At 34.7% G+C, this 26,436-nt stretch carries 31 protein-coding genes and 1 tRNA gene; 13 read left to right on the plus strand and 19 right to left on the minus strand.

Annotated features, from left to right (window positions below):
- Positions 1–137 precede the first annotated feature (137 nt).
- The 9 genes from EG344_RS04620 to EG344_RS04635 all read left to right on the plus strand — a co-directional run bounded on the left by EG344_RS04620 (position 138) and on the right by EG344_RS04635 (position 5,229).
- Positions 138–686 (plus strand): pyruvate decarboxylase, encoded by a 549-nt coding sequence (locus EG344_RS04620; RefSeq protein ID WP_123908533.1) that lies wholly within the window; start codon positions 138–140, stop codon positions 684–686.
- Positions 687–1,070: 384 nt separating this feature from the next.
- Positions 1,071–1,214 carry a bacteriocin-like protein gene (locus tag EG344_RS24495; protein WP_410493993.1) on the plus strand — a complete coding sequence of 48 codons (144 nt, stop codon included), beginning with the start codon at positions 1,071–1,073 and terminating at the stop codon, positions 1,212–1,214.
- Between the two features lie 19 nt (positions 1,215–1,233).
- Entirely contained in the window at positions 1,234–1,377 is a 144-nt protein-coding gene (locus EG344_RS23770; RefSeq protein WP_164464388.1) for a bacteriocin-like protein, read from the plus strand.
- A 33-nt stretch (positions 1,378–1,410) separates the two neighbouring features.
- Positions 1,411–1,557 carry a bacteriocin-like protein gene (locus tag EG344_RS23775; RefSeq protein ID WP_164464389.1) on the plus strand — a complete coding sequence of 49 codons (147 nt, stop codon included), beginning with the start codon at positions 1,411–1,413 and terminating at the stop codon, positions 1,555–1,557.
- 150 nt (positions 1,558–1,707) lie between these two features.
- On the plus strand, positions 1,708–1,857 hold the full coding sequence (locus tag EG344_RS23780) for a bacteriocin-like protein (protein ID WP_164464390.1): 150 nt from the start codon (positions 1,708–1,710) through the stop codon (positions 1,855–1,857).
- Between the two features lie 30 nt (positions 1,858–1,887).
- Positions 1,888–2,061 (plus strand): hypothetical protein, encoded by a 174-nt coding sequence (locus EG344_RS23785; RefSeq protein ID WP_164464391.1) that lies wholly within the window; start codon positions 1,888–1,890, stop codon positions 2,059–2,061.
- 160 nt (positions 2,062–2,221) lie between these two features.
- Entirely contained in the window at positions 2,222–3,544 is a 1,323-nt protein-coding gene (mgtE, locus tag EG344_RS04625; RefSeq protein ID WP_068942060.1) for a magnesium transporter, read from the plus strand.
- A 447-nt stretch (positions 3,545–3,991) separates the two neighbouring features.
- A complete protein-coding gene (locus EG344_RS04630) occupies positions 3,992–4,747 on the plus strand; it encodes an ABC transporter substrate-binding protein (protein WP_123908534.1) in 756 nt (251 codons plus the stop codon).
- Between the two features lie 14 nt (positions 4,748–4,761).
- Positions 4,762–5,229, plus strand: a complete 468-nt coding sequence (locus tag EG344_RS04635; RefSeq protein WP_123908535.1) for a cupin domain-containing protein — start codon at positions 4,762–4,764, stop codon at positions 5,227–5,229.
- 49 nt (positions 5,230–5,278) lie between these two features.
- Here the strand turns inward: EG344_RS04635 and EG344_RS04640 are convergent, their stop codons facing one another.
- Positions 5,279–5,728: a GAF domain-containing protein gene (locus EG344_RS04640; RefSeq protein WP_123908536.1), complete on the minus strand. Its 450-nt coding sequence runs from the start codon at positions 5,726–5,728 to the stop codon at positions 5,279–5,281.
- 11 nt (positions 5,729–5,739) lie between these two features.
- Positions 5,740–7,167, minus strand: coding sequence for a TonB-dependent receptor (locus EG344_RS04645; protein ID WP_123908537.1), 1,428 nt, complete (start codon positions 7,165–7,167; stop codon positions 5,740–5,742).
- Between the two features lie 54 nt (positions 7,168–7,221).
- Between EG344_RS04645 and EG344_RS04650 the strand changes: the two genes are divergently transcribed.
- Both EG344_RS04650 and EG344_RS04655 read left to right on the plus strand, forming a co-directional pair.
- Positions 7,222–7,989, plus strand: a complete 768-nt coding sequence (locus tag EG344_RS04650; RefSeq protein ID WP_123908538.1) for an MBL fold metallo-hydrolase — start codon at positions 7,222–7,224, stop codon at positions 7,987–7,989.
- Positions 7,990–8,082: 93 nt separating this feature from the next.
- A tRNA-Leu gene (locus EG344_RS04655) sits at positions 8,083–8,162 on the plus strand.
- A 62-nt stretch (positions 8,163–8,224) separates the two neighbouring features.
- On the opposite strand, the gene EG344_RS04660 is transcribed toward EG344_RS04655, so the two are convergent.
- Complete coding sequence (locus EG344_RS04660; RefSeq protein WP_123908539.1) at positions 8,225–8,413, minus strand: bacteriocin-like protein; 189 nt, start codon at positions 8,411–8,413, stop codon at positions 8,225–8,227.
- Between the two features lie 262 nt (positions 8,414–8,675).
- On the opposite strand from EG344_RS04660, the gene EG344_RS04665 reads away from it, so the two are divergent.
- Positions 8,676–8,921, plus strand: a complete 246-nt coding sequence (locus EG344_RS04665; protein WP_123908540.1) for a hypothetical protein — start codon at positions 8,676–8,678, stop codon at positions 8,919–8,921.
- 301 nt (positions 8,922–9,222) lie between these two features.
- Here the strand turns inward: EG344_RS04665 and EG344_RS04670 are convergent, their stop codons facing one another.
- The 5 genes from EG344_RS04670 to EG344_RS04690 form a co-directional block, all read right to left on the minus strand.
- A complete protein-coding gene (locus EG344_RS04670) occupies positions 9,223–9,714 on the minus strand; it encodes a DoxX family protein (RefSeq protein WP_123908541.1) in 492 nt (163 codons plus the stop codon).
- 697 nt (positions 9,715–10,411) lie between these two features.
- Positions 10,412–10,612 carry a hypothetical protein gene (locus EG344_RS04675; protein ID WP_123908542.1) on the minus strand — a complete coding sequence of 67 codons (201 nt, stop codon included), beginning with the start codon at positions 10,610–10,612 and terminating at the stop codon, positions 10,412–10,414.
- Positions 10,613–10,745: 133 nt separating this feature from the next.
- On the minus strand, positions 10,746–11,846 hold the full coding sequence (locus EG344_RS04680) for a hypothetical protein (protein ID WP_123908543.1): 1,101 nt from the start codon (positions 11,844–11,846) through the stop codon (positions 10,746–10,748).
- 367 nt (positions 11,847–12,213) lie between these two features.
- The gene (locus EG344_RS04685; RefSeq protein WP_123908544.1) at positions 12,214–12,969 is read right to left on the minus strand and encodes a LytR/AlgR family response regulator transcription factor; all 756 of its coding nucleotides are present in this window, start codon (positions 12,967–12,969) and stop codon (positions 12,214–12,216) included.
- A 6-nt stretch (positions 12,970–12,975) separates the two neighbouring features.
- Entirely contained in the window at positions 12,976–14,916 is a 1,941-nt protein-coding gene (locus tag EG344_RS04690; RefSeq protein WP_123908545.1) for a tetratricopeptide repeat protein, read from the minus strand.
- A 297-nt stretch (positions 14,917–15,213) separates the two neighbouring features.
- Between EG344_RS04690 and EG344_RS04695 the strand changes: the two genes are divergently transcribed.
- Entirely contained in the window at positions 15,214–15,696 is a 483-nt protein-coding gene (locus tag EG344_RS04695) for a DUF6438 domain-containing protein (RefSeq protein WP_123908546.1), read from the plus strand.
- A 133-nt stretch (positions 15,697–15,829) separates the two neighbouring features.
- Here the strand turns inward: EG344_RS04695 and EG344_RS04700 are convergent, their stop codons facing one another.
- From EG344_RS04700 to EG344_RS04750, 11 genes are all read right to left on the minus strand, one after another.
- On the minus strand, positions 15,830–16,210 hold the full coding sequence (locus EG344_RS04700) for a hypothetical protein (protein WP_123908547.1): 381 nt from the start codon (positions 16,208–16,210) through the stop codon (positions 15,830–15,832).
- A 62-nt stretch (positions 16,211–16,272) separates the two neighbouring features.
- The gene (locus EG344_RS04705) at positions 16,273–16,752 is read right to left on the minus strand and encodes a hypothetical protein (RefSeq protein ID WP_123908548.1); all 480 of its coding nucleotides are present in this window, start codon (positions 16,750–16,752) and stop codon (positions 16,273–16,275) included.
- The gene (locus EG344_RS04710) at positions 16,733–18,091 is read right to left on the minus strand and encodes a glycoside hydrolase family 19 protein (protein WP_123859534.1); all 1,359 of its coding nucleotides are present in this window, start codon (positions 18,089–18,091) and stop codon (positions 16,733–16,735) included. The genes EG344_RS04705 and EG344_RS04710 overlap by 20 nt, the downstream gene beginning before the upstream one ends.
- Complete coding sequence (locus tag EG344_RS04715) at positions 18,079–18,783, minus strand: hypothetical protein (RefSeq protein ID WP_123859533.1); 705 nt, start codon at positions 18,781–18,783, stop codon at positions 18,079–18,081. Before EG344_RS04715 ends, EG344_RS04710 begins: the two co-directional genes overlap by 13 nt.
- A 2-nt stretch (positions 18,784–18,785) precedes the next feature.
- On the minus strand, positions 18,786–20,618 hold the full coding sequence (locus EG344_RS04720) for a phospholipase effector Tle1 domain-containing protein (protein WP_123908549.1): 1,833 nt from the start codon (positions 20,616–20,618) through the stop codon (positions 18,786–18,788).
- Between the two features lie 10 nt (positions 20,619–20,628).
- A complete protein-coding gene (locus EG344_RS04725) occupies positions 20,629–21,621 on the minus strand; it encodes a DUF2931 family protein (RefSeq protein ID WP_262697854.1) in 993 nt (330 codons plus the stop codon).
- A gap of 163 nt (positions 21,622–21,784) precedes the next feature.
- Positions 21,785–22,084, minus strand: coding sequence for a hypothetical protein (locus tag EG344_RS04730; RefSeq protein WP_123859530.1), 300 nt, complete (start codon positions 22,082–22,084; stop codon positions 21,785–21,787).
- A gap of 4 nt (positions 22,085–22,088) precedes the next feature.
- Positions 22,089–23,948 carry a type VI secretion system Vgr family protein gene (locus tag EG344_RS04735; protein WP_123908550.1) on the minus strand — a complete coding sequence of 620 codons (1,860 nt, stop codon included), beginning with the start codon at positions 23,946–23,948 and terminating at the stop codon, positions 22,089–22,091.
- A gap of 249 nt (positions 23,949–24,197) precedes the next feature.
- Positions 24,198–24,605 (minus strand): type VI secretion system tube protein TssD, encoded by a 408-nt coding sequence (gene tssD / locus EG344_RS04740; protein WP_123859528.1) that lies wholly within the window; start codon positions 24,603–24,605, stop codon positions 24,198–24,200.
- A gap of 211 nt (positions 24,606–24,816) precedes the next feature.
- Positions 24,817–25,512: a VIT family protein gene (locus EG344_RS04745; RefSeq protein ID WP_123859527.1), complete on the minus strand. Its 696-nt coding sequence runs from the start codon at positions 25,510–25,512 to the stop codon at positions 24,817–24,819.
- Positions 25,513–25,650: 138 nt separating this feature from the next.
- On the minus strand, positions 25,651–26,397 hold the full coding sequence (locus tag EG344_RS04750; protein WP_123908551.1) for a polysaccharide deacetylase family protein: 747 nt from the start codon (positions 26,395–26,397) through the stop codon (positions 25,651–25,653).
- Positions 26,398–26,436 lie beyond the last annotated feature (39 nt).

The following is a 26,436-nucleotide window of genomic DNA, read 5'->3' on the forward strand; positions in this document are numbered from 1 at the left end:
AAAATTACGACTATTTTTTGAATCTGCAAACATTATTGATTTCATAAATCAAATTTGATAGAAAAAAATGTTAAAAAATTCTTAATAAATTTTACACAATTCAACGAAAAGGCAGTAATTTTGCATTCGAATTACAAATGAGAAAATTTATATTCTTTACAGCAGTTACTACTTTTTTATTCATTGGCCTTACTTCGGTAAAAGCACAAAGAAATGCTGATGATAAAATAAAGAAAGTTCTATACTTCAATCCCGAGGTAGAGCCTGATATTGATGAAATAAAGGAGCCTACCAACAATGCATTCTTTGATGCTGTTTCCGATAACTTTAACAGTAAAAGAAATAAAATGCTTCGTGCAGAAGTTCAGGTTCCCTTTGACAGCATAGACAAACAGACTATTATGGATTACTGTTCCAATAATGATGCTGATTTTGCCATTGTTTCCAAAGTCCGTTACTTCAAAGTTGGTTTTGGAAAATACGTGTTCTCTAATCAGGTGGTAGTAAGCATGAAACTTTTTGGAGCAGATGGAAATCTTGTGACAGAAACAGATCATGACACTTATCGTAAAAACATGCGTCTTCTAGGTTCTACCGTAAATTCGGTGAAAATTGGTACAGAAGGTGCTATCAAAGGCATTATTAAAAAACTAAGAAAACTTAAGCCTACAGAGGCAGAACTATAGCATTTAAAGTTCTAAATTCAATGTTAGGACTGCTCTTCTACCGAGCATATCATTCTATTAAAGCATTGTCTATAAGCAATTTTGATTCATAAGTGAATCATCAATGATTGCTGCATTTTCTTTTTCCCTTTTATTTCAATTCTCAAAATAAATTTGTTGTCTTTGTTCAAAAAACCCAAAGACATTCAATGATAATATATCGATCTACTGCTAAACGGTAAGGATTCTACCTTCGATAAAATCACCTCTATTCGATTTTATTAAATCTATTCTAAACTCACAAACTATCTTGCATTTGATTGATTTACAGTTAAATAATTTCACCAATACATGAATAATTGAAAATTATTTACTATTTTAGTCTGACAATAAAATCTAAATTATATGAAAAATTTAAAGAAAATCAGTAGAGAAGCCGCCAAGCAAATCAATGGTGGATTAATAGGAAAATGCAGTAGAACCAATCCATGTACTGTGGGCTGGTGTTGTAATGGTGTTTGCTCACCCCGGGCTTGTATTGAAAATTAGAATCATTAAAACAAATCACATGAAAAATCTAAAGAAAATCAGTAGAGAAACCGCAAAACAAATTAATGGCGGAAAGATGGAAAGATGCAGTGATACCAATCCATGTGTCGTGGGATGGTGCTGCAATGGAATCTGTTCACCATTCATTTGTATTGAATTCTAGCATCATTAAAACTAACTATTTAAAACAAATCACATGAAAAATTTAAAGAAAATCAATCGTCAAGAACAAAAACAAATTCAAGGCAGTGGAATCATCAAAAGATGTACAGAACATTTTGAATGTCCGGGAGGATCATGCTGCCGAAATACATGTGTTACATATCCATGCCCATTGGAATAAACCAGAAACTAACAGCGCCTATTTCAGGCGCTTTTATTTATACAAAACAATAAAAATCAAATACTTATTTTCGAATAAAAATTTTCACTATCAAATGAATAATTAGAAAATATTTATTATTTTAGTATAACATTTTAAATCTAAAAAACTATGAAAAATTTAAAGAAACTCAACAGAGAAGCTGCAAAACAAATCCAGGGAGCAGGCCCTAAAAAATGCATTGACAATTCACAATGTATTTATGGAGCTTGCTGTAAAGGTGTATGTATGGAATTTGCCTGTATTGATGATAGAGAATAGTATTTTATTAACATTTTAAAATCAATTCTCATGAAAAATTCAAATCTTAAAAAGCTCAGCAGAAAGGAGCAAACAGAAATAAAAGGGAGTCTGCAAGTGAAAAAATGCAGAAACACCTACCCTACGTGTGATCCTGGTGAATGCTGTACCGGAGGTTTCTGTCTTCTCTCCCCTATTACAGAATGTGAACCTATTCTTGATTAAAAGGATATTTTTTAAATTTAATTTTTGAACATCCGCTTCGGTGGGTGTTTTTTTATTCTATTTGTAGGGTAGTAAGCTTTAATAAATCCTTAAATTTCCCAGTTTATTACTCAGTCTTAAAAATTTGAATTATTTTTGCATATCCTAAAAATTTAACGTTTTGAATTCTAGAGACGAACTTATCTTCAACCCTGCCGATATTGCCGAAACTCTCAGCGAACTTCCAGCTGACGAGCGGCTGCTCGCGTTTCTGAAGGTTCCGAAAGAGTACAAAGCGGAGGTCTTTTCTCATCTTGATCCAGATTTTCAGGAAGATACAATCAGAAGTATCGGAAGCGACGAGGTTTCCGAAATTTTGAATGCCATGACTCCTGATGACAGGACTGCTCTTTTTGAGGACTTTCCTGATGAATTGATTAAGTATTCAATCAATCACCTTAATCCACAGGAGAGAAGGATTGCCTTAAAACTATTAGGTTACAACTCGGATTCTATTGCCCGTCTGATGACCCCTTATTACATCCAGATCCGTAAGGAATGGAGCGTAAAAAGATGTCTTCAACAGATCAAAAAGGTAGGAAAAAGAGTAGAAACTATGAACTACCTATATGTAGTAGACGAAAGAAATCGTCTGATTGATGACCTTGCCATCGGTACATTATTATTAGAGGAGGAAGATACTTTGGTTTCTGATATTACAGATAATCACTTTGTAGCAATTACCACCACAACGTCAAAAGAGGATGCGGTAACGTATTTCGAAAAATATGACCGTGGTGCATTACCTATTATTACGGAAGCTGGAGTTTTAGTGGGAATTGTAACCATTGATGATATCCTTGACCAGATTGAACAACAAAACACCGAGGATATTCAGAAGTTTGGGGGATTGGAAGCACTAGACCTTCCCTACACTCAAACTTCATGGACAGAAATGATTAAAAAAAGGGCAACGTGGCTGATTATTTTATTCGTTTCCGAAATGCTGACTGCCTCTGCAATGGGATATTTTGATAAAGAAATTGAAAAAGCAGTAGTTCTTGCCTTATTTGTCCCATTGATTATTTCCAGTGGTGGTAACTCAGGATCACAGGCTGCAACATTGATTATCCGTGCGATGGCCCTTCAGGAGATCAACCTTAAAGACTGGTGGTATGTGATGAGGAAGGAAATCATCTCCGGATTATGTCTGGGTGCTATTCTGGGACTTATCGGTTTTATCAGAATTATGCTGTGGCAGAAAGTTGGCCTTTTTGATTATGGCCAATATTGGGTATATGTAGGACTCAGTGTATCTGTTTCTTTGATTGCAATTGTGCTATGGGGAACTTTATCAGGGTCTATGATTCCGTTTGTTTTAAAGAAGTTAAAGCTAGACCCCGCAACATCTTCTGCTCCATTTGTAGCAACCTTAGTAGATGTTACCGGATTAATCATCTATTTTACAGTAGCTGGATTTTTCTTAACCGGAAAACTTCTCTAGTTTCTTTACGTTATCAGATTAACTCTTCATAACCAACATACTAGATCATGAAGAGCTAATGATTATTGTCTAAGGTTGAGGACAGTATATACTCATAAACCTACATGGTACATTAGTTCCTGTAATTTCACAAAACATTGTACATTCCCCTTTTGGTGGAATTATTTCACCTCCTTTAATATTTTTAAGTTCATTTCTCTTAATACTTTTTAGATTTTTCATATTTAAAATTTCTTTTGGTTAATTTTCCTACTCTATAAGCTTTTCGGATAACGCTATTATCTGTCATCCAAAATAATAAATTAATCAATACCAATCACTCATTAGTGAAAATTTAGCAATACATACTTGAAAATATCCCCGTATTCCAAACCATTCAATTCAAATTAAAAGCAAATTAACCTCAGTTCTTACCCTAAAACTTATATAATTTCATATCTTTAAAATATGAAAGTGATCTCTCTAGTACCATCCATCACAGAGGCATTATTTGATTTAGGCCTTACGGAAAATGAAGTTATCGGGCGAACAAAATTCTGTATCCATCCCGAAGAAAGAATAAAAAATGTTCCGGTTATTGGTGGAACAAAAAATATTAATATTGATAAAATCAGGGCTCTTCAACCTGATTTGATTCTTGCCAATAAAGAAGAAAACATCAAAGAGCAGGTAGAAGCACTCATGGATGATTTCAAGGTCATGGTAACCAACGTGGAAACAATTGAAGATAATTATTACCTGCTTAAAAACCTGGGACAGCTTCTTGGAAAAGAAGAAAGAGCCCAGCTTTTCAATCTTAAGATCTATGATATTCTCAATCAGTCCAAACTTGATACTCCTGTAAAAGCAGCATACCTGATCTGGAAAAATCCTTATATGACTATTGGTTCAGATACGTTCATTCATAAAATATTAGCGGAAATAGGTGTTGAAAATATTTTTAAAGATAAAACCAGATATCCGGAGATTACAGCTGAAGACCTGAAGAAAGCAGATGTCATTATGCTATCTTCCGAACCCTTCCCATTCAAAGAGAAGCATATTGAAGAACTGCGCACATTTTATCCTGAGAAAAAGATTATGATCGTAGATGGAGAAGCCTTTTCATGGTATGGAACGCATATTGCCAAATGTGAGCATTACTTTAAAGAATTGCTGACTGAAATTCAAATGATGCAGCAAAGCATAAACTCTAAACATTAAACATTGAACTTTATATGTCTGGTACTGTTATATTATCTGAAGGAGCAGAATTTGATCACGTGATACACGAAGTTTCAAAATATATCCATCTTTATGTAATGCCATTTGGAAAGGAAGAACGAACCATTACCCGCATCGATAAAAGGGAAAACATGTATGGTGGAAACGGAACTGTGCATATGATACAAATGTTCGAGCAGAAAGAACTGGCTAATAATCGTCTGGCTGCTTATATGGTTTTATTAAATAAAGGTGATGAATCCGGGTTTCATACTCATCATGAAAGAAACGAGGAAGAATTGTACGTCGTTGTACATGGAACCGGTGAATATCGGGAGAGAACCGGAACAGACGGCCCGGTTCGTAAAAAAACACTTCAGAAAGGAGATATTACCGCTATCAGCTCTATAGGCTATCATTCTATTGAAAATACAGGTGATGATCCTTTAATTATGTTTGTTATTACGACCAATACTCCATAAAAAACTCCGGCTATGCGAGCCGGAGTCTATATTTTTATTGGGTGTTTAATTACAAAATTTTGGACACTTCGCTACAAAGCCATTCCAACAATTCACGGTCTTCCGCCGTAAAAGGATCTATTGTATGAGAATCAATATCAATCTGACCGATGTTTTTCCCGTCTTTAAAGATCGGAACGACAATTTCAGCCTTCGTATCAATTGAACAGCTTAAATAATTGCTTTCTTCATGCACATCAGGTACTACAAACGTTTCATTAGAAACAGCTACCTGACCACAAATTCCTTTTCCGTAAGGGATGATCGTATGATCTGTTGGAGCTCCTACATAGGGTCCTAAGATCAATTCGTCTTTATCTCCGTTTTTAAAATAGAAACCTGTCCAGTTGAAATAAGAGATTTCCTGATCCAACAAATGGCAAACTTTTTCAAGTTTCTCTTCCGTATTATGTTTTGGACTTTCAAGAATTGAGGAAAGTCTTTTCTTTAATTCTGACATTATATTAATTTTTAAGAGAATTGTTTTAAAGGAAGTTCTTCTTTATAACCGAACATTCCACGCTCTTTAATCATTTCTGCTACGCCTTCCGGAACTTGTGTTTCCCAGCCTTTAACGCAACATGCTATTTTTCTTAAAATCTCTCTTGAGTAGATTTCCAAGAACTCAGGATTATAGTTTGTAATATCTACAATACGTTTGTTTCGCATGAAATATTTATACAACTCCTTAAGATTTTCTTCTACTTTAAGATTGGTAGAATCCAATAGCTGATGAGTTTCAGGATCTTTATAAGGATACAGGTAAACTCTCATTCCGTTTCGGAAAAACTTACCGAATGCCTCAAGAATTCCTCCTGAAAGATTTTTATAGTATTTCTCATCAAATACCATCAATAAATTGTTTACCCCCATCGCTACTCCGATATCTCCAGTGGTGTAGGAAGCAAAGTAATCAATCAGTCTATAGTATTCCGAGAAGTTTGAAATAATAACAGTATATCCTAATTTGCCCAGGATATCTACTCTATCCAGGAAGTCTCTTTCATCAATATCTCCATCTGCCCGAAGGTTGGAAATCGTAATTTCAATAAGGACCTCGGTTTCTTCATGAGTACAGATAGCGTCTTTAAAAAACATATCCATCCCGTTTCGAAGCATATCAATGTTTACTTTCGTTACAGGCCTGAAACTTCCTCTTACCGCAAAGATATTTTTCTTATACAAAACATCTGCAGGAAGCATATTGTTTCCCTGAGAATTGAAGATCACCGCATCAGTCATTCCGTTCTTCACCAGCTGAAGAGACATCAATCTGTTATCAACATAAGAAAAAGCAGGCCCGCTGAAATCGATCATATCAATTTCAAGGTTGTCTTTTGCAATATCGTCGTATAAAGATTCTACTAAAGTTCTTGGATTATCAAAGTAATTAAAAGCACCGAAAATAAGGTTTACACCCAGATTTCCCAGAGTTTCCTGCTGAAGGGTAGCATCATTTTCTTTGAATTTCACATGGATTACGATTTCGTTGTAATCTTCATTTTCTTTAGTCTGAAAACGGATTCCCACCCAGCCGTGGCCTTTTACTGTTTTGTCGAAGTTGATGGTGGTTACTGTATTGGCATAGGAAAAGAACTTTCTGTCCGGATTGTTATCCCTTGAAATTCTCTCTTCGATCAATGCTACTTCATAACGGAGCATTTTACGAAGTCTATTTTGGGTAACATACCTGTTTTTTACTTCTTTTCCGTAGATGGCATCACTAAAATCTTTGTCATAAGCAGACATCGCTTTAGCAATCGTACCGGAAGCTCCCCCTGCTCTAAAAAAGTGACGAACAGTCTCCTGCCCTGCTCCAATTTCTGCGAAAGTACCATAAATAGTAGGATCTAGATTAATTGTTAATGCTTTTTGTTTAGGAGTTAGTTTCTGATACATTAGGACATTAAATTTTTTGTAAATTTACCAAAATTAAACCAACCTCAAAACAAAATGAAGTTGAAATTTTTAGGAACCGGTACTTCCCAGGGTGTACCCGTTATTGGCTGCACCTGCGAGGTGTGTATTTCCGAAAATCCCAAAGACAAACGTCTTCGTTCTTCCGTTATGGTAACAACGGATGAAAATAAAAAAATACTCATTGATTGTGGTCCGGATTTCCGGCAGCAAATGCTTACTAACCATGAGCATACGGTAGATCTTGCCCTGATTACTCATGAGCACAACGATCATGTAATTGGATTAGATGATATGCGTCCGCTTATTTTTAAAAGCGGAAAGGATGTTCCACTCTATTGTTATTCAAGGGTAGCACATGAGATTAAAAACCGTTTTCCTTATGCTTTTGCAGATGTAAGATATCCGGGAGCTCCGGCTTTTGAACTTCATGAAATTGAAAACAAACCGTTCCAGGTTTTGGACACGGAAGTGACCCCTATTGAGGTAATCCATTTTAAAATAAGTGTCTTTGGATATAAGTTTAAAAACCTGGCCTATATTACGGATGCAGGTTTTATTTCTGATACCGAGAAAGAAAAATTAAAGAATCTGGATGTCTTGATTTTAAATTGCATCAGAAAATTTGATCCACATCCGGCTCATTTTATCCTTCCCGATGTTATAAAACTATTCGAAGAACTAAAACCTAAAAAATTATTTTTAACTCACATTAGTCACCATTTAGGCTTGCATGATATTGAAGATAAACAACTTCCATCGGGAATGCACCTTGCCTACGATGGTTTGGAACTTAATTTTTAAAAATTTTTCTTCAAAAAGCTTTTGAACATTGAAAAAAGTTCCTATATTTGCACACCAATTTGAAACAAACAACACGTTTGGAGTAAACATCAAGCCCAGGTGGCGGAATTGGTAGACGCGCTGGTCTCAAACACCAGTTCTTAGGAGTACCGGTTCGATCCCGGTCCTGGGTACAAAAAACCTCTGAAATCATTTGATTTTCAGAGGTTTTTGATTTTTAAGAAATACTTTCCCGTTAATCCTCATTTATTTCTATCATACAATATCGTTTAACACCTGGACAACCGGGAACAGATATATACGTTAAACCAGGCCCTGGGTTTAGCTGGCAACCAAAAGAATACATACTCGCTACACATTCTGGAGTATATCCTCCCTGTATATTTTTTAGGTTTTCTCTTGAAAGTTCTTTTAGATTTTTCATAATAATTAGTTTTTTTTGGTTCTTACTATGGGTTAAGCTTTTTGTATTTCGCTTAAATCATAACCTAAATTAGTGAATTTATATTCACAATATCAAAATTATTTATAAAACCTATAAATCCTTTAATTTCTATTTCTTGCAATTTATTTTGTGTAAAAATTGAGAATCGGTTTTCAAATTAGGATTTAGTTATTTAGTCATAATAATAAAAACATTTCAAAATATTCCTAACTTTGAGATAAACTTATAAAATAACACACCCATGAATTCAGAAAACACCAATCAAGAAGAACAGAGCAAAATGGATTTGGTAGAACATGCCAAAAATTACATTGAAACCCAAAAGCGAAACAATGAAGATGCAACTCAGGAAGGATGGTTTCAACTATTAATCAAAGACGACCTTGTGGGAGGTTGGAATGAAATAATAGACAGCTTTAAAGACGCTTGGGAAGTAGCTAATAAAATGATTGATTCCATGTTTGGAATGAATAGAGATCAAAAATAAGGCTATGAAAAGAACAGAACCTCAGCAATTGTGCGAGTTTAAAAAGTTATTCTGAAAATTCTGAACTTTAATGGTTTATTTTTTCAGAATAACTTTTTCATTACTTTTAAGCAATACATAATTGTAAAAACAAATTAAGCCTTAGCATTTCCATTGCAATTTTTTATGTTTATTTAGCCTCAAGATTTCAAGCATAAAATCAACCCTTTCTTACTATTATCAACAATCGTTGCCGCTGCATTCACTACAGGTATAAAAAAGACTGCCCTTTTGAGACAGCCTCTTTTCAATGAATATTTACTTACTTGTTATGAATTTTCTTCCTCAAAGTGTCAATCCCCAATCCTGTACACCCTTCAAACAGAAATAGCGTCAAAAACATCAGGTATAATGTCTGAGGCAGATAAAGGAAGTAACTCAGCCATGTAAAAGGATCCATTGCATAGATTCCTGTTTCCTCCTTAATAGGATTCAGTTCCTTAGGAATTGAATTCAGATCGTGGGTAAACAAAGCAACCAGGATGATAATGATTAAAAACACAGAACTTATTCGTGTCCAAAAACCCAGCATTAAGAATAAACCGAATATACATTCACAAAAAGCCGTGAAATGGGCAGTAAACTGAGGAAAAGGAAATCCTATACTACTGATGGTATTGAACATGTATCCCTGAAATATAGGGTGAAAGAGTTTATTAAATCCTGCAATAAAGAAGAACAGACCAATTAAAATCCTGCATATGATGTAAATGTTGCTGCTGTTTTTTTCGAAGTTTGATATTATTTTTTTCATTTTTTAAATTCTTTTTTTGATTACCTATTCATAGTCACAGGTTTACCCCATGAACCTTGGTGAATCATGTAATCCTGAATGATATAATTGTTGTATTGTCCGGAAAAATTTTACAATGTAAGATCCTTATTAATTGCATCTTACGATTAAGTTAAATTTTAGGGGGAATCCAGATAGAGTTAAAAAACGAACAATAGAGCGGATCATCATACAAAAAGAATCGGTCACCCACTTCTTTACCTATAAATTTTTCAAATCCAAAAGAAGGAAAAGAAGCTGTAAAAAAGAGTGAGAAATTTGAACAATAATTGCTATTGCATTTTATTGGAGTTTTATTATTTTCTTCAAGATAAATCTTGTTACATTTCTGATTGGAATTGGTTTGAAAAATATTTAAAACCGTTGTGGAGAATCTACTATAATCTGCTTTATGAATAAACAAAAGGGATAACATTAAAAACAGACCCGCTATCTTTATATAATGCAATAAATCAGTTTGTTTCCCTATAATCCACCTTTCCACTGACACAAATATAGTAAAATATTAATGGCTGGTTTAACCACATAAAAAACAAAGATCCCACATCCATAAAAAATCCTTCTGAAAATCTTCAGAAGGACTTTACCTTATTAAAAAATGTCTTGTTGCTGTATAAAATATTGGTCATCCTATGCAGCCTATTCTCCTCATCTCAGATCAGTTCTTTAATAATTTATTCGAAATTAATTTTCTTTTTTCAAGGCGTTCATTTATTTTTTCATTTGTTGTTCCTACCTTCTTTGAAACTCTAGTTTCTCCAACTATGCTTTGTGATAACACATAAAGTATCCCAATCCAAGCTGTATTTGCAAATCCTAAAAACATTAATATCATATCTATTATTGATAATGTATCCATTTTTAATTTAATTCTGTATGAACTTTTTCAAATGTAATTTTTTTATAATTCATATAAGTGCAGTCAGCACTTATTCTCTGAGTTTATTATCTGATGTTACTTTTACTCCATAAGATACTGATGGAAAAAGTGATTATTTTTCCAATTTTAACCAAAAGAAGTCATTCCACCCTTCAATTAATCTGGTTGGATCAGTATTTTTGCTTCTATCCTGCTCCGGAATCTGAACGATTCTTTTATCTTTAACAGTAAAATTGTACACTCTAGGCTTATTTTCTCCTTCTACTGAAAGTTCAATTTTGTAAGCACCGTCCGTAAGGCTCGAAAATTTAACTTCACCAGGCTTATCAATGAGTTTGAAGGCACAAGAGACATCGTTCCATTTTCCCTGCTCTACCTGAGCCGTACTTGGACCATTCCCATAATTCTGCGCATACGGTTTATTGTCTTTAAACATTTTTACAGACCATTTTACGCTTTTGTTGGTTTTTCTGTTGTTCGCAGGATTGGGCTGAAACTCTTCGTGAGTGATATAATATCCAAACACCAGATTTCCTGTATCAGCATAATTTATGTAGGCAAAATTATTCCATGGGCCACGCGTCACATACATTTCATTGATAGCTGCATAAGGGTCATTATTCGTTAACTTAACCAATTCAAAATCAAATGAATAAAACATTTTATCACCAGCATAAAAATCTAGCCTGTAATTTCCTGGTCCCCATTGTGTTATAAACGATTCAGATCTTCCCACAAATTCACCATCACGTTTGTAGCGGCTGCTCGGTGCATTGAATTTCGTTTTCTTACCATCATCAAAAACCTGATCCCCGGAATATTCAAAATAATTCATGTATTGATTATTTTTATATACCTTAATTCTTAAATATTCCGCCTGATCAGTGATTGGACTTACCGTTCTTCCGTCTACTGTTTTATTAGGGATAAAAGTTGCTGTATAGCTATCAATTGTTCCTGCAGTAGTTCCATAAAGAAGGGAGTTGAAAGTAACAGCCGGAGTCTGCTTGAAAGTACTCCAATCTAATTTTAACCCCGCTGAACTGCTTCCCTTTTTGTTTTTGTCTCCTTTGACAATTTCTGCTCCTTTTTCTACTACCTTCGATGCTTGAGACACCTGAGTTTTTGCATTCATAATTTTGTTGAGCAGCTGAGCATTGGTATTACTAAACGATAATAGTAACAACCCAAACAGTAAAGTTTGTTTTTTCATATGATATTGTTTTTTATTGTACTGATAAACTATCCTTTAATAGAATTACAATGCAATGATAAATCAAAAGAAAATCATAATTTTAATGAATGAATATTCGTAGGGATTTGGAGGAAATTCGTTCGGCTTCTGATATTTTATAAAAGAAAAATCCCAAACTCCATAAAATCAGAGCCTGGGATAAGGTTATTAGTTTTTGTTTTTTCTTAGGAACTTAACAATTAAAGATCTATGACTTTATACTTGTTATTTTTCCATCTTTACAATGCAATAATAGGATAAAACATCATGATAATTCCGACAAATGAATATTTGCCGGAATTGAGAGGAAATTCGTTGGTTTTTTAAATAAATCTGTTCAAAATAATTAAACCTGAAGGTTTTGCAGCAAAAGAAGAAAGTCTTCTTTTTTTCGTACCGAAAGTGGAATGGCCACCTTGTTTTTCATCACAACGGTATTCCCGCCATCTGTTTTGATATAGTGATCAAAATAGGCCATATTGATTAAATGCGATTGGTGCGTTCTAAAGAAATTAAAGGGTGTCAATAGGCTTTCATATTCCTTTAAATTGGTAGAAACCACCAGTTTAGGTGCATTAATAAAGTAAAAAGTAGTATAATTTTTATCCGACTCACAGTTGACAATATCCTGGATATTAACGGAATAGATCTTATCTGAAGTTTTCAGGATTAAATTTTGAAGATTCTTCGGACGTTCAAGATTGGCAAATAAATTATTGAGTTTTATATCAAAAATTTCTTTACTCAGTAGTTCTTCAGCTTTTTTTACGGCTTCCACCAATTCACCGGCATTTAATGGCTTTAATAAATAGTCAATAGCAGAAAAACGGAACGCTTTTATGGCAAAGTCTTCATACCCTGTAATGAAGATTGTTTTAAAGGTAATGGGACTTAGCTTTTGAAGTAAGTCGAAACCGGTACCGTCTGGCATTTCAATATCCAGAAAAACTATATCGGGTGATAACTGTCTGATTATTTCAATTCCGGATTCTACAGAATTTGCCTGACCAATTATTGTAATATTAGGACAATTGGCTTTAATTAAAGTACAATTTTTCTTTCTGATTTCCTGATTATCATCAATTACAATGGCTCTTAACATGGTGTATTAGTTTTCGTGAATGTAGGGTATTTCAAATACAATTTTGGCTCCTTTTATGTTTCCTTCTGCATCAATTTTATTTTCTGAGCTGACTTCAAAATCTTTATTCTGGGTATAGTTCAGTAATCTTTCTTTGGTTATTTTCATAGCCATTGATTTATGTCCGGACTGTTTTTTCTCATCATTAAACCCTAACCCGTTATCAGTTATTTCAAAAATTAATTTCTCTTGATTAAAAGAAAAAACTATGTCAATCATTCCCTTCTCATCCTTATTTCTAATCCCGTGTTTAATGGCATTTTCTATAAACGGCTGTGTTAGCATTGGTGGTATAAAATAAGATTCTGTATCAGATACATTTACCATATTAATGCTATAATTAAACCTGTTATTATAAAGGAGCTGTTGTATGGATAAGTAATTTTCAACCATATCAATTTCCTCTTGTAAAGAGATATAGTTTTCATTAGAATTTTCCAGAATTTGTCTTGTTAATTTAGAAAAACTATTCAAATAGGATATTGCAATAGTTTCTTTCCCGTTGATAATAAGGCTCTGAATGTTATCTATTGAGTTGAAAATAAAATGCGGATTCATTTGAGAAAGTAAGAGCTTTTGTTTTATTCTGTCTTTTTCAAGAATCGTAATTTTTTGCTTCTGTTTGTTATTTCGGTAGTAAAAATATCCGCCCAATACTACTAATAGTAAGATTCCTGAAACCGCAATCAGCCAGTTGTTCTTAACCGCTGTTTTCTTTTCGGTATCTAATTGTTTTTTTTCAAAATTATATTTGAGTTGTTGTTGTGCTAATGCATTTTTTGAAGCTTCCATATTACTGGAATCATTTAACTTAGCCTGAAATTCATATATTTCCAGCGCTTTCTTGAAGTTATTATTTTCTTTGAGTACTTTCAGCAGCAAATCTGAAGCGTTTTCCTGAAGCTGTAAATTCTTGATTTTCTTACTTATATGAAAGCCTTCTAACAAAAAGGATTCTGATTTATTCAGTTCTTTTTTCCGGTAATATAAATCTCCTAAATTGATATAAGTATTGGCTTTTGATAGTTCGTCATCATTATTTTTAAGAGCTTCTTTCAGAAAGAATTCGGCTTCCTCGTATTTTCCTTCCGCCATTTTTACCTGTGCAATTTTGCCCAGACATATCCCGGTAAAAGCCTCATTTTTCACCTTCCTGAAATAAGAAAGTGCTTTATTAAAATAACTGAGAGCTTCTTCATATCTCTTTGAAGATAGGTAGAAGGTCCCGCAGTTGACCAATGCTTCACTCAACCGGTATTCATCTTCTCCAGCCAGCTTTTTCTTGGAATTAAAATAATCAATGGTTTTTTTCGAGTAAGCAATGGCTTTATCATACATTTTCTGGTCTCCATACAGGGTTGCCAATGTATTATTTATATAGGAAATTCCATCCGGATTTTTCTCCGGATTTTTCTCAAAATACCTTAGTGCGGTAAACAAACACTGTACAGCTCTTTCCTTATCATTAATATGAGAATAAAAGATACCTTTATTCACCATCAGATAATTCATTTCGTCATAGGCTCCTACGGATTTAAACAATGACATACTTTTATCCATATTAGACACAGCTCCTACTACATCTCTTTTTAAGGTACATTGTCCTGCTAGATTGGAATAATAAGCAGCCTGATATTTGGTGTATTTTACATGTAAATCCTGCGAGTTTGTACTTTTTAAATTTTTCGAAGCCAATTTTCCCATCATCTCATTCAAGATCTGTACTCTCTTATCATTAGCCGGTATTTGGTCCATGACAGTAGCAATCCCCATCAGCTTGGTTGTATCATGAATTCTCGAATTCTGCAAAACCTTCTTCAAAGAATCAATAGTTCTATCCTGACCATAAGAGCTTGAAAAAATTAAAAATAGAAATGTGGTTACCGTTATTAGTTTAGTTTTAGACATAAAATAAAAGAAAGAATTGTATTTTGGACACAAAAATTAGCATTTGGGAGCTTATATCTCCTCCGATTTCTTTTTTCTTTAAATTTTCGTTAAGTATTTTCCATATTATATAAATCGGAGCGCAATATATAAATTAAAATTAAGCTTAGAGATAAACTTTAATTTAAATATTCGTCCATTATCATACAAAAATATTCGTGGCCACTCAAATAATCTTTTCCCATTCTTTCATCTCTTTTATCTTCCCCATATTATTGTATCTTTAACCTCATTTTCAACACCAACACAGATTACCATATGAAATATTTCGTTTCATTTATTTTTCTTTTACTCGCTACTGTCTGCAACAGTCAGAAAAAAACAAATTCCAATAATTCCGTAGAAAAGATCATCATTAAAAAGAATGATTGTATGACTGGGGATTGCCCTACTTATACGATCATTATTCATAAAAATGGTAAAGTTGAACTGAATGCCCGAAGAAATATACCCAAGAACATGAATGGTGATTACACCTCAACGTTGGGCTATCTAGACTGGGAAGTAATTACCCACATGGATTTTACTACGCTAAAGAAGTCTTATGGAAACATTGGGTATGTCGACTTTCCTTCTACCGATCTTGAAATTTATTTTTCTAAAAGAAAACCTAAAAAAGTACATGATCATGATAATCATGGCACCCCTGAGCTTATAAAATTATATGAACACATAGATCTGCTTTTCATTAAGCTGCGCTGGAAAAAAGTAAAGCAATCAACACAACCTCATCGTTTCTGAGATAATGATCATATTTAATTTAAATATAAAAATTCCTGAGGATGTCTCAGGAATTTTGTTTTATATGCTTTATTGACTCTGTTTTTTAACCCAGTGAATATTTTTTTCTAAACTGTATTCTTACTTCTGTATATTACCATTGCTCTCCTTTTTGTTCAAACTCTTTCAGGGCATTAAAGTAATATTTCTCCTTATTTTTCCTAAAATAAATTTTATCACCAACAATATTATTTCCAAGGAAGGCTCGTTTGAGTATCAACGTATTTTTTTTGCAACAATATGCAGTAATCTCTATTGGAACATTACTCCAGTAATTAACCGTTTTTATGCTTACATTTTTGCCCAGCCACATATTTTCTGTTCTGTCTATGGAGACAAAGGTACTATCGTCAGTTATTTTCTGATGAATAATAATATAATTCTTCAACGTCTTATTTAAAATCTTTATTTCCTGAGCATGAATACTAATGCTACTCAGAATAAAAAACTGTATTATTTTTATTTTAAAATTCATAATGATACATGGAATGCAACATTTAGGATTTATAATACTGTTCTTTCATCAAGCTATTTATATTATTTGGATACCTTTCTTTTTGAAACCTTAGTATTTTTTTTTATTGGATATTTTTTATTGTCAATAGACAACAAAAAATTTTTCGGAAGATTATTTTCTATTTTCCCGTTTTCATCTTTATAGAGCGTCTCATCTTTGGTTAATATCCAATTGTTATATTTAGGGAAATAGGTGTATTCTTGTATATATTCTGTATCAGCAGAGGCATCATACAATATAATACATCCGGGGCCACAATTACTGATAACAGGAGAAGAGACATAATTTAAATTAAAATTATAATTCTTTTTTGATTTACCCAGTACCAAAGTCGCTTTACAGGTCGGCTCGTTAATCTCCTTAATTTCTCCAACCTTATAACATTTATACATAAGAGTGTCATCAATTTTATCATTATTAAAATCCCCTACAACCTCCTGAGCTGAGAAAAAGGTAGATAAAAATACTATACTTAATATATTAATTTTCTTTATCATCATATTCCTGTATTTCTTTTTTGTTTTTTTCTCTTTTCCCCCACTTGGTGTCTTTTATGGCACTTGTATCGTAAGTATAAACTCCCAGATTTTCTATTTTCTGATTTTTACAGTTATCCTTTACTTTCATATTCTTCAAAATCCTTTTTAGGTTTTCCTTTCTATGTGTAAATCCTGTCAATCCTCCATTTACCCCAACTGCTGCTGAGATAAAATCATCGGTATCAGCAAATTTATTCAAATCACCCCATGATGAGCGTTCTCTCCAGTACCATGCAGCCGAATTACATACATGTTCCAAATCATTGGCTACAATATCCGGGTCCTGAGTGTCCGGTTTCTTGATCTTTGCAAAATATGCTTTATAAGTATCTTTCCATGTTAGCTGAATTAATCCTCTTCCCTTATATTTCGGACCGTCTCCTTTTGTATCGTTCTCACGGCTTAAGCATTCAAGATACCTGTTATGACCTCTCAATATTCGGGCCGTACCATTTTCTTTATATTTTATCTTATCTTTTTTGAATAAGAGGTATTTATTATAATTTTCAAGATGCGTGGTAGGGTCGTAATCCCAGCCATCAGCATATTCTAAGGTGGTATCCAGTCCTGTTTCCGCTTCCACCTGTGCCAGAAAATGAGCTTTACGAAGACAACTGTTTATATCATTATCTTTCATGGCTTTATTCAGTGCCTTTGTGAATTCTGTATAGCTTTTCTTATCCTCTGGCAATGGACAGTTTTTAGCTGTAAATAATTTCTTTGAGTTATAAAACCCTTTAATATCTTCTTCTGTAAATTCTTTCTCGCAATAGCATTTTTTATCTTCCTCCGGATCCGGTACAGGTGCCCCTTTTCCATCAATACTTTCCGGAGCATTGACCTGTCCGGAGGTTACAAATTCTATTTTTCCTGTCTCAGGCGGTATGTTACCTGGCATTTTGCCTGTTCCCGGTAAAGTGGATTTTTTTAACAGCACATAGTTTTCCTGAACTTTTGCAGTTCCAAAATCCTGCCACTCTGTAAGAGAAATCATCTGAAAGCCATCATCAAAGATAAAATTGGGGATCTGTTTTTCTACTACAGTCCCGGTAAGTTTGTCTTGCGTGGTCGGTACATTATTCAACACTTTGAATGTTCCCAAATGCGCATTGAATTTAATTTTTGCTCCATCTATAGCCAACAATAGACCTTCTTCAGTTTTATCCTTCTCTTCATTTTTTGCACGTTGATCGTCCAGTTTTTTACTGTTCTCTGCCTTCTGTTGCTCATTATCCTGAGCAGGAGCCTGATTCTGAGTTTCAGGAGTATTTCCCTCTCCTTCATTCTTTACCCTATCCATAATAATGAATGTTTTAAATGAGAATTTTGTTTTTTAATTTCTATGAAACCTTCTTCATATCGATCTTCCTTCCAGACAAACAACCCTCTGAATTGTTCAATGTTTGATTCTTCCAGGTTTTCGGCAGATATTTTCAAAGCCAATATATTCCCGTCTTTTACAGGATTTATGATTTCTGTAAAGCCTTCGGAAGATTCTCTTTTCATTTTAGTATCAAATGAATTCAATAAGCCATTAAAAAGCAATCCAAACATTTTATAACTTCCTAAAAAGACGATCAGCTTTGTCTCATCCTCCAACAAATCACTGATCTGGCTGAAATAGCGGTCTACAGCATCGCCTTTATGCGTCTCAGACAAATGTGCCTGAATTTTTGCCCATCTTAACCGTAAGAAAAGTAAATTATCTATTGCGGTAATATTCCCTTCATCATCTACCCTGCATTCTATTTCATCAAACAGATAGCTTATTTTTTTAATAAATTTTCCCATTGCATCTTCATCATCAGAAAAATCAAATTCTACCACCAAAAGCTGAAACCGATATTCTTCCTTTACTTTTCCAAGGTAGTAGACCTCAACCTGCCTGGCATAGCTTTTGGTGATTTTGTAAGCAGGATTTTTCTGTTCGGTTACAATGTTTTCCAGTCTGTACGTTTTCTGATGGAAGTTCTGCAATATATTGGGTATCATATTTAATATATTATTCTTTGATAATCATTATTGGGATCCATTCCCATCCAGTCTCTGTTGGCCGACCAGTGAAGGTATTGCTTACGTATAATCCGTAATAATGTTTGCGGATGATAAGCGGTAACCGTCACTTCTTCCAATGTTGTCGTTTTCATTTTATTCCCGTTTTCATCCAACTTTTCTTCAGGAGGTTCTTGCGGATCAGGTTCCTGTACTGGCTCAGGATGTAGCAGTCTTTGCAATGCTTTCTCTTGTTTTTCTTTTTCAACCTGTTCATCAGATTTGAAATCCCATTTACCATCATTCTCAAATACATAGCCATGTAAAAGATCTTTTGCATGAGGCAAATATTTATCATTTTCTATGGAAAAAGTAGTCTCTGTTTTCGTCATTAACTGGTGATCGTACAGATTTTCACCATGTTCTTCCATAAAATGCAAAGGGATATAGCTGTATTCTTTCCTTAGAAATCGGGTTCCGGTTATTTTACGGTACACCCCTCCTAAGGTAAGGACATTCAGGAAGCTATTATTGATTTCGATCTGATTACCATCAAACCAATATTCATCAATCAGTTGTTGTCTGCGTTTATTGAGAAACCATACGGGTTTGTGATTGGAAGTTTCTATTTCATCCACTTTCTCTGTTCCGTTTTCATAAGCACCACCAATATCGCAGTGTACTCCGGAAAATTCTTTTTCAATACTTCCCGGAAACTTCGTTAATGAAAAATTTTCCCGGTGCTCATTGGCTGCTGTAAAATGAACAGCCTTAAAGTAAGGCCCCGGATTTTTGAGCTGTAACTGCTCTATATCATCTCCGAAATTGTATTTAGGTCCTAAAGCAGAATGCTTCATCCCTTCCCATCCTACACGTCTGAGCCCTCCCATATCACCAAATTCTTCATAAGAAGATACCGTATCATATACCCCGATAAAACGAACATCAAGATCTAAGTCTTCAAGTTGTTGCTCAGATAAAACTTTTTTACTTAAAAGATAATATCCCAGAAAACCAAATTTTGGAAGTTTACCATCTTTGATATATTTCGGATCTACTTCAATATTATCTTTATCTATCCAGATATCTCCATATTCAGGAATCGCTGCCGGACCATAAGGAGAATTAACCTGAGTATATCCTATGATCTTTCTCGATTTTTTGATCTCAACATCTTTGGGTCTTTTATTTCCATTGATTTCGTAAGCAAAATTTCTTGCAGCAGCAGCTCCACGACTAAACCCAAAAGTATCAATGGTAATTTTCATTAATTTTACTTTACCATTTGTCTCAGCAATAAGTTTTTTAATGCGGTCAGCGGTCATTTCACATCCTTTCCTTACTTTCCCCCGCACTCCGGTTTTACCGGACCCATATTGAAATCCATCATCTACATCTCTGTTATTATCCAGTGTTCCGATTCCTTCTACATACACTCCATAGGTAGTCTGTTGGCAACATTTATACATTCTGGCGACATTGGTATAATCGTTACTAAAACTATTATCAACCCCCTTTTTATCCAACCATCCCTGATGGCTAGATTTAAGATACTGATGATATTCAGAATTATCATCCAGCATCTTTTTCTTTTTCAGTCTTTCATATTCTTCTTCCTGTAAGATTCTTGTCTCTTTAATTGCCTTTTCTTTTTCCTTGATCTGATCATCCGTATCAGTACTGCTCATTTTATTCTTTCCATCCCTGTAATCCATCCTTAATTCGCTGTTTTTCAAATTATTCAGAGTACCATCAAAGAATACTCCGAATTCCAGATACAGCTCATCTAGAGGAGTTTTAGGATTGCCTGTGTTGTATACAAAAGTTTTTCCCATAGTTTTGTTTTTAGAAAACCTCTACTTTATCAGTCTTTATAAAGGCTTCTTTACCATTTTCACCTCTTAGCTTTATTGTGAAATAGCTGTTAGCCTCATTAACCTTAACGATAATGTCCGCTTTAGTTGAATCAGGATCATCACCAAACACTGCTTTAAAAGCTTCCAAACCTGAGTTTTCATTCAGGTCACAGTGAGCACCATACATTTTATGATCCGCTCCTATATAGTCAAACATAATCCTTACCGGGATGGCTCTTTGTTCATTTACTGCCAATATGTTTTTTGCCGTGTCAAATTGTTCTTTTTCTCCATTAATTGTAGATACCTTAACATTAACTAATGAATTGAGCTTGGCATTTTCCGGCAGCTCGAAAACAGGTTTCCAGCTGTATCGGATTCTATAGGTATCCCATAAACCAAATGGAATAGCTTTTCCTTTATTTTTTTCTTTTACCTCTGCAGGGATAACCTTACCATTATTAAACACATCATCAAGGTAATCTTTCCTCCAGAAACGGTTCTGATGGCTATCCAACTGGGCAATTTCTGATTCCGGAATTGTTACTTTTTTAGCCTGATACCGTCCTACTTCCTTCTGAATTCCGACGCCGGCTATCCAAACTACTACTACACCTCCGGGAGCCATTCCAACGCCAATTTCATCATAATTTAAATGTTCAGTCTCACCACTTCCATTCGTCACTTTTGTTTCATACCCTTTACTGAAGTATTCTTTAATTTTAGCAATATCAATGGTAGTATCGATCATGTAAAACTGGTTTTCCATATAAGATATCCATACAAAATCCAGTCGGGAAGGAAGACTTTTAAAACCATTTCCCATCCCATGATTGATGGAGCCCCAGGCACCATTTCCAGGTATCATCCCAAAGCCTAAACTTACCCATTCTCCACCTTCACATTCTATCCCTCCTTTATATACTTCCATCGGATATCCCAGAGGAGCAGAAGTTCCTTCAGTCCATTCATATTTTGTCATAGTTTCAGTTTTTTTAGGAGCTTTTTTTTCCTGACACGACATCTGGGTAAAAAATAAAAAGCTTAAGAGATATTTTAATATTTTATTCATTCTTACAATCTTATAAAGTAATTATGTACTCCACTACCATACATAATTAATTTTTACACAACAATTTCTGTTTTCAAGAGCATAGTCGGGGAACTATAATTAACAGGATCACGGATATGATGATAAAACCTATACCCCCTGAATAGATACCGAATAATGTAAAATCACCTATCCCTTTTTTCTTCTTCTGAGCTGCTATTATAAATGGCAGAAAAAACAATACGGGTAGAAAAGCACCGCAAAGCCATACAGCCAACCAGCCGCAATCACCGTCACTATACCCGGTAAGATCCATAACACTTAATGTAATGATACCAGTGAGGATGACAAAAACTACAGATAAGAACAGAGCAATAAGTCCTTTTTTCAACATATATTTATCCTTTATTCACTTTGGCATCTATCTTCCCTAGCATTTTAGCCACTCCCGAGCTTTGTAACAAAATGTCGCCATTCTTTGCTTTATGAGTGGTTGTGGAAGTAGTTTCTTTCAAATCACCCGTTACATTAATGGTTTTATTTTCATTAATGGTCTGTTTATAATTCCTTGAAGTAAACTTATGGTTATTGGTAATATTAATGGCGTTATCATTTCCTACCGTGGTCTTCATATCCTGTCCAACATTTATGGTAAGATTTTCCCCTGCATTGAATGTCATATTCTTTGGAGCTGTCACGATGATATTTCCTTTTCCATCCATGAAATAATTATTTCCACTAGGATCAATGATGGTAACACTTCCTTCAGCATCATTCATCAAAACCCGGATTCCACTTCTTGTCTGTATGGATTTTAAGTGATTATCCACACCACCTCCCATAGCTGTACCACCATGAAACATTCCGCCCATGACAAAAGGACGGTCCGGATGATTGTGTACAAAACCTACCATTACCTGATCTCCTACTTCAGGGATGGCTACATATCCTCTGTTTTGAGTGATCTGATCTGTTCCTCCGGCATCGGGAGCCATCATTCGTATAAAATTGGTAGTATCATTCAGCTGCCAATCGAATCTTACGGTAACTCTTCCCTGCCCCAGCGGATCTGTATTGGATATAACTGTTGCGATCTGAGGTTCTGCAATGGGCAGTGTAAAATCCGGAGTCGGAATATACCCTGTATCTGAAGCGATCGCCTCAAACCTTCCTTTATAACGCCCCAGTGTATCTACTTCATGAGTCACTTCTGTGACCATCAGTTTGGTAAAATAAGAGGTTTGATTACTGTCGGTTTTCCGCATTTTGATGTCCGCAACACATCCCGGATGTAAAAACGGGATGGTAGTCCCTCCTGAAACGGTAAAAACATCAACCGCTCTGCTTCCGGCAGTACTGGTTTGAGAAATCACCACGTCCATATCGGTGGCTGCCTTTATAGGAGCAACCTGCAATGATGAAGTCTTAAAGATTTTATCGTTATTCTGATAGGCTGTTTTTGCCAGATTTCCTACATGTTTAATGGGAGTTTCTCCTGAAATAAGTTTCGTATTGGAACTGCTGTTATATCCATAAAATCGAGGCTTGATATGAACAGCTTTCATTTCTACATTAATATCAGAAACATTGCTTCCATAGATGAGTTCTACAGCTTTATTTTGAGGCGGCATATTTCCGAAATGAAGGATTTCACCGTCATAAAAGAATTGCTCACCATAAGCTTCTGCCATTCTGCAAAGATAATTGTAGTGGGTCTCGTTGTATTGGGAACTGTAAAGAATCTGAGCAGATGCTTTAGCATTCACTTTTACATCAAATTTACTGTTTTCGATCCCTTGTTTTATAACGTCGGTAGCAATAATTCCCATATTGACAGGCTGGTCACCCCCAAAACTTTGGGTATGAGGAGCAGCATCCAAAAGAATGGTGGGGCTGTATCCTTTCAGGACAATATTTCCAAGACTGTGATTTTCCTGACTGAATCCTACTTTTGTAATAACCCCTACAAAAGTTCTTTCAGGGCTTCCTTCTACATCTTTATATTTAAAAACTACAGTCAAACGTTTTCCTAAAAACTGCTGAGCTTCTTCCAGATCATGGTTTTGTACCCCATCTAAGGTATCATGTGCCAATGTCAGTTCAAAATTATGGTGTTTCTTTACACTCTGCTGTAAGCGGAAGTGTTTGAAATGTTTGAGTATTTTGCCTTCAATCACGATATCCAGCTTCACCACACGGTTGATTCCAGGAATATGATTCTCCGAAATCTTTTCGGAATTCGAGGTATTTTTATTCATATTAATGCAAGGTGTTTGACAGGCTTTTATTTTCAGAAAAAAAATCTAAAAAATAATATCCTTTCTATAAAATTATAAATTTTTTACAATATAAAATCCACTTTTACCCGATTTATTTTAACAATTACAGAAAACTGATAAGAGTATTTTTCTGGATTCTGACTTATTCATCAGAGCCAAAAAAACAGAACAGTATCTATTGTACCATTCTGTTTTATATGTACTTGATTTTTTTAAGTGACCAGGTTCTTACGCGCTAGGCCAAGCTCCGTGATAAGCAGAGTTCCCCAGATCAATCTGTTCTGCACTTACAACAAAAGTAATATACATACTGTTTTCGTCTACTGCATCGAAGTCTACTTCGTGCTGAATCACGTATCCATTCTGCCACTTTAATGTTGTTAATGTTCCTTCTTCGTGAGATTTATTGAAGGTAATTTCTCCTACAGTTGGCTTGTACTTTCCGTTCAGCAAGCTTTCAAGAATGTCTGATTTTTCTGTTGCTTCCACTGTGATTTTGATAAGAGCGTTAGAAGGATCTGATGCTACACGTCCTGAAACGTCTGTAGATCTTGATACGCTGTAGTTAAGCTTTAATAATTTTTGTCCTTCTCCGTTGTTGAATTTTAAAATTCCTCTTGAATTTCTTTCTGCCATGATTGTAAATTTTAATCGTTAATATTGTGTGATTTGTTGTTTTATATCACCAAATATAGATCTAATTGCAATAGCAAAATACAAATTGATAAGAAATTTAAAAAAGTGTAGTAATACTACGACTAACACTTGTTAGGATAAATATAATCTGAAAATCACATACTTACTCTTGGCATTTTTCTTTAACACGTATCTAAAAGTTCATTATTGATCAGGATATATTCACCCCGAAAAGATGCCCCACCAAAGCAGTAATTCCCATAGCTACCGTACCCCAGAAGCAGATTCTCAACACTGCTATTTTAATACTGGAACCTCCTGCTCTGGCTGAGATTGCTCCTAAAAGCATCAGAAATATAATAGAAAAACCATATTGAAAATATACCATCTGCTTGATAGGAGCTAAAAGAGAAACGGTAAATGGTAATAATGCTCCTACTGCAAATGATCCGAATGAAGCGATTGCTGCCTGTAAAGGTTTTGCCTGAGTAATTTCATTGATTCCAAGTTCATCACGGGCATGCGCTTCCAATGCATTATGCTCTGTAAGTTCAATAGCAACCTGCATTGCTGTTTCTTTCGTACACCCCCTTCTTTCATAGACCTTAGCCAATTCCCTTAGTTCTACTTCCGGCATTTCTTCAAGTTCCCTTTGCTCCCGGATCAGATCTGCCTTTTCAGTATCTTCCTGTGAGCTTACAGAAACGTATTCTCCAGCAGCCATAGACATTGCTCCTGCAATCATTCCTGCCAAAGCAGCCAAGATAATGATATGCCGCTCAGGTTCTGCTGCTGCCACACCAATGACAATACTTGTAGTAGATAGCAGTCCGTCATTAGCTCCCAAAACAGCTGCCCGAAGCCAGCCCACTCTATTTACATAGTGCTTTTCCAGTTGATGATGCATACAATAATCTGTGTGTTGGTGTTATTTTAAATATAAGTCTGGAATCGAAAGATATATAACTTTAAAATCGTCTTCTTTCCAAACTCAGTTTAAAGTTATAAAATGTTTATTCAAGAATGATTTTAAATTACATGACTTTTATTGGGGATAAAACCTCATCTGTTCAAAGCTATAATTGGGATTTGCCCTTAGAAGATCAATCAATTCTTTTAATTCTGATTCTTCCCAGCTTTTTTGAAACATTTCATCATGAATCAGCATCACCACATTATTCTTAGTAAATGTTTTATCAGAACTACAGAGTTTCTGAACAGAAGTATACATATCGTTGACAGTTTGAATGGGTGTTCCGTCAGCAGGGCGATGTTGCCATTCAACATCCCAGCCTACTACTTTATACCCCATTGCAGCCAGTTGATCTGCAGTCTGTATTCCATTGGTGATATCATTTTTTGACTTTCCGCCTAATCTCCAGATATTTCTTCCGGGAAGACGGACAATCTTATAAGGCAGCTTCAATAAATTCTGATTATACACGATGTCCTGTACTGATTTGTCTACATTATTATAAAACGCTTCATAATGATCGTTGGCATGAGTAAAACTGTGATTATATTCATCAATGTAGGGATTCTGATCGTAATATTTGGCATAAGTATCCATCTGTTTATCCTTAATCACATGTTCTCCCACCATAAAAACACTGATCTTAATTTTTTCCTTTAGAATAATATCATTGATATTTTCACTTCCGTTAAGTGGGCCATCATCGAATGTTAGGTAGATATAGCATTTATTGAGTGACTGAGGCATCGTTTTTTGGGAATATAAAGTATTACTCAATAATAAAAGTGAACCAGCAAGGAAAACAACTAGTTTATTCATACAAATCAGTTTATTACAAATATAATAAGGATCATGGAA

Source organism: Chryseobacterium sp. G0162 (assembly GCF_003815715.1).
Lineage (GTDB): Bacteria > Bacteroidota > Bacteroidia > Flavobacteriales > Weeksellaceae > Chryseobacterium.

Bases quoted from the DNA above. Each gene is read 5' to 3' on its own strand.
- EG344_RS04620 (WP_123908533.1), top strand. From the start codon at position 138: ATGAGAAAATTTATATTCTTTACAGCAGTTACTACTTTTTTATTCATT.
- EG344_RS24495 (WP_410493993.1), top strand. From the start codon at position 1,071: ATGAAAAATTTAAAGAAAATCAGTAGAGAAGCCGCCAAGCAAATCAAT.
- EG344_RS23770 (WP_164464388.1), top strand. From the start codon at position 1,234: ATGAAAAATCTAAAGAAAATCAGTAGAGAAACCGCAAAACAAATTAAT.
- EG344_RS23775 (WP_164464389.1), top strand. From the start codon at position 1,411: ATGAAAAATTTAAAGAAAATCAATCGTCAAGAACAAAAACAAATTCAA.
- EG344_RS23780 (WP_164464390.1), top strand. From the start codon at position 1,708: ATGAAAAATTTAAAGAAACTCAACAGAGAAGCTGCAAAACAAATCCAG.
- EG344_RS23785 (WP_164464391.1), top strand. From the start codon at position 1,888: ATGAAAAATTCAAATCTTAAAAAGCTCAGCAGAAAGGAGCAAACAGAA.
- EG344_RS04630 (WP_123908534.1), top strand. From the start codon at position 3,992: ATGAAAGTGATCTCTCTAGTACCATCCATCACAGAGGCATTATTTGAT.
- EG344_RS04635 (WP_123908535.1), top strand. From the start codon at position 4,762: ATGTCTGGTACTGTTATATTATCTGAAGGAGCAGAATTTGATCACGTG.
- EG344_RS04640 (WP_123908536.1), bottom strand. From the start codon at position 5,728: ATGTCAGAATTAAAGAAAAGACTTTCCTCAATTCTTGAAAGTCCAAAA.
- EG344_RS04645 (WP_123908537.1), bottom strand. From the start codon at position 7,167: ATGTATCAGAAACTAACTCCTAAACAAAAAGCATTAACAATTAATCTA.
- EG344_RS04650 (WP_123908538.1), top strand. From the start codon at position 7,222: ATGAAGTTGAAATTTTTAGGAACCGGTACTTCCCAGGGTGTACCCGTT.
- EG344_RS04660 (WP_123908539.1), bottom strand. From the start codon at position 8,413: ATGAAAAATCTAAAAGAACTTTCAAGAGAAAACCTAAAAAATATACAG.
- EG344_RS04665 (WP_123908540.1), top strand. From the start codon at position 8,676: ATGAATTCAGAAAACACCAATCAAGAAGAACAGAGCAAAATGGATTTG.
- EG344_RS04670 (WP_123908541.1), bottom strand. From the start codon at position 9,714: ATGAAAAAAATAATATCAAACTTCGAAAAAAACAGCAGCAACATTTAC.
- EG344_RS04675 (WP_123908542.1), bottom strand. From the start codon at position 10,612: ATGGATACATTATCAATAATAGATATGATATTAATGTTTTTAGGATTT.
- EG344_RS04680 (WP_123908543.1), bottom strand. From the start codon at position 11,846: ATGAAAAAACAAACTTTACTGTTTGGGTTGTTACTATTATCGTTTAGT.
- EG344_RS04685 (WP_123908544.1), bottom strand. From the start codon at position 12,969: ATGTTAAGAGCCATTGTAATTGATGATAATCAGGAAATCAGAAAGAAA.
- EG344_RS04690 (WP_123908545.1), bottom strand. From the start codon at position 14,916: ATGTCTAAAACTAAACTAATAACGGTAACCACATTTCTATTTTTAATT.
- EG344_RS04695 (WP_123908546.1), top strand. From the start codon at position 15,214: ATGAAATATTTCGTTTCATTTATTTTTCTTTTACTCGCTACTGTCTGC.
- EG344_RS04700 (WP_123908547.1), bottom strand. From the start codon at position 16,210: ATGAATTTTAAAATAAAAATAATACAGTTTTTTATTCTGAGTAGCATT.
- EG344_RS04705 (WP_123908548.1), bottom strand. From the start codon at position 16,752: ATGATGATAAAGAAAATTAATATATTAAGTATAGTATTTTTATCTACC.
- EG344_RS04710 (WP_123859534.1), bottom strand. From the start codon at position 18,091: ATGGATAGGGTAAAGAATGAAGGAGAGGGAAATACTCCTGAAACTCAG.
- EG344_RS04715 (WP_123859533.1), bottom strand. From the start codon at position 18,783: ATGATACCCAATATATTGCAGAACTTCCATCAGAAAACGTACAGACTG.
- EG344_RS04720 (WP_123908549.1), bottom strand. From the start codon at position 20,618: ATGGGAAAAACTTTTGTATACAACACAGGCAATCCTAAAACTCCTCTA.
- EG344_RS04725 (WP_262697854.1), bottom strand. From the start codon at position 21,621: ATGACAAAATATGAATGGACTGAAGGAACTTCTGCTCCTCTGGGATAT.
- EG344_RS04730 (WP_123859530.1), bottom strand. From the start codon at position 22,084: ATGTTGAAAAAAGGACTTATTGCTCTGTTCTTATCTGTAGTTTTTGTC.
- EG344_RS04735 (WP_123908550.1), bottom strand. From the start codon at position 23,948: ATGAATAAAAATACCTCGAATTCCGAAAAGATTTCGGAGAATCATATT.
- tssD (WP_123859528.1), bottom strand. From the start codon at position 24,605: ATGGCAGAAAGAAATTCAAGAGGAATTTTAAAATTCAACAACGGAGAA.
- EG344_RS04745 (WP_123859527.1), bottom strand. From the start codon at position 25,512: ATGCATCATCAACTGGAAAAGCACTATGTAAATAGAGTGGGCTGGCTT.
- EG344_RS04750 (WP_123908551.1), bottom strand. From the start codon at position 26,397: ATGAATAAACTAGTTGTTTTCCTTGCTGGTTCACTTTTATTATTGAGT.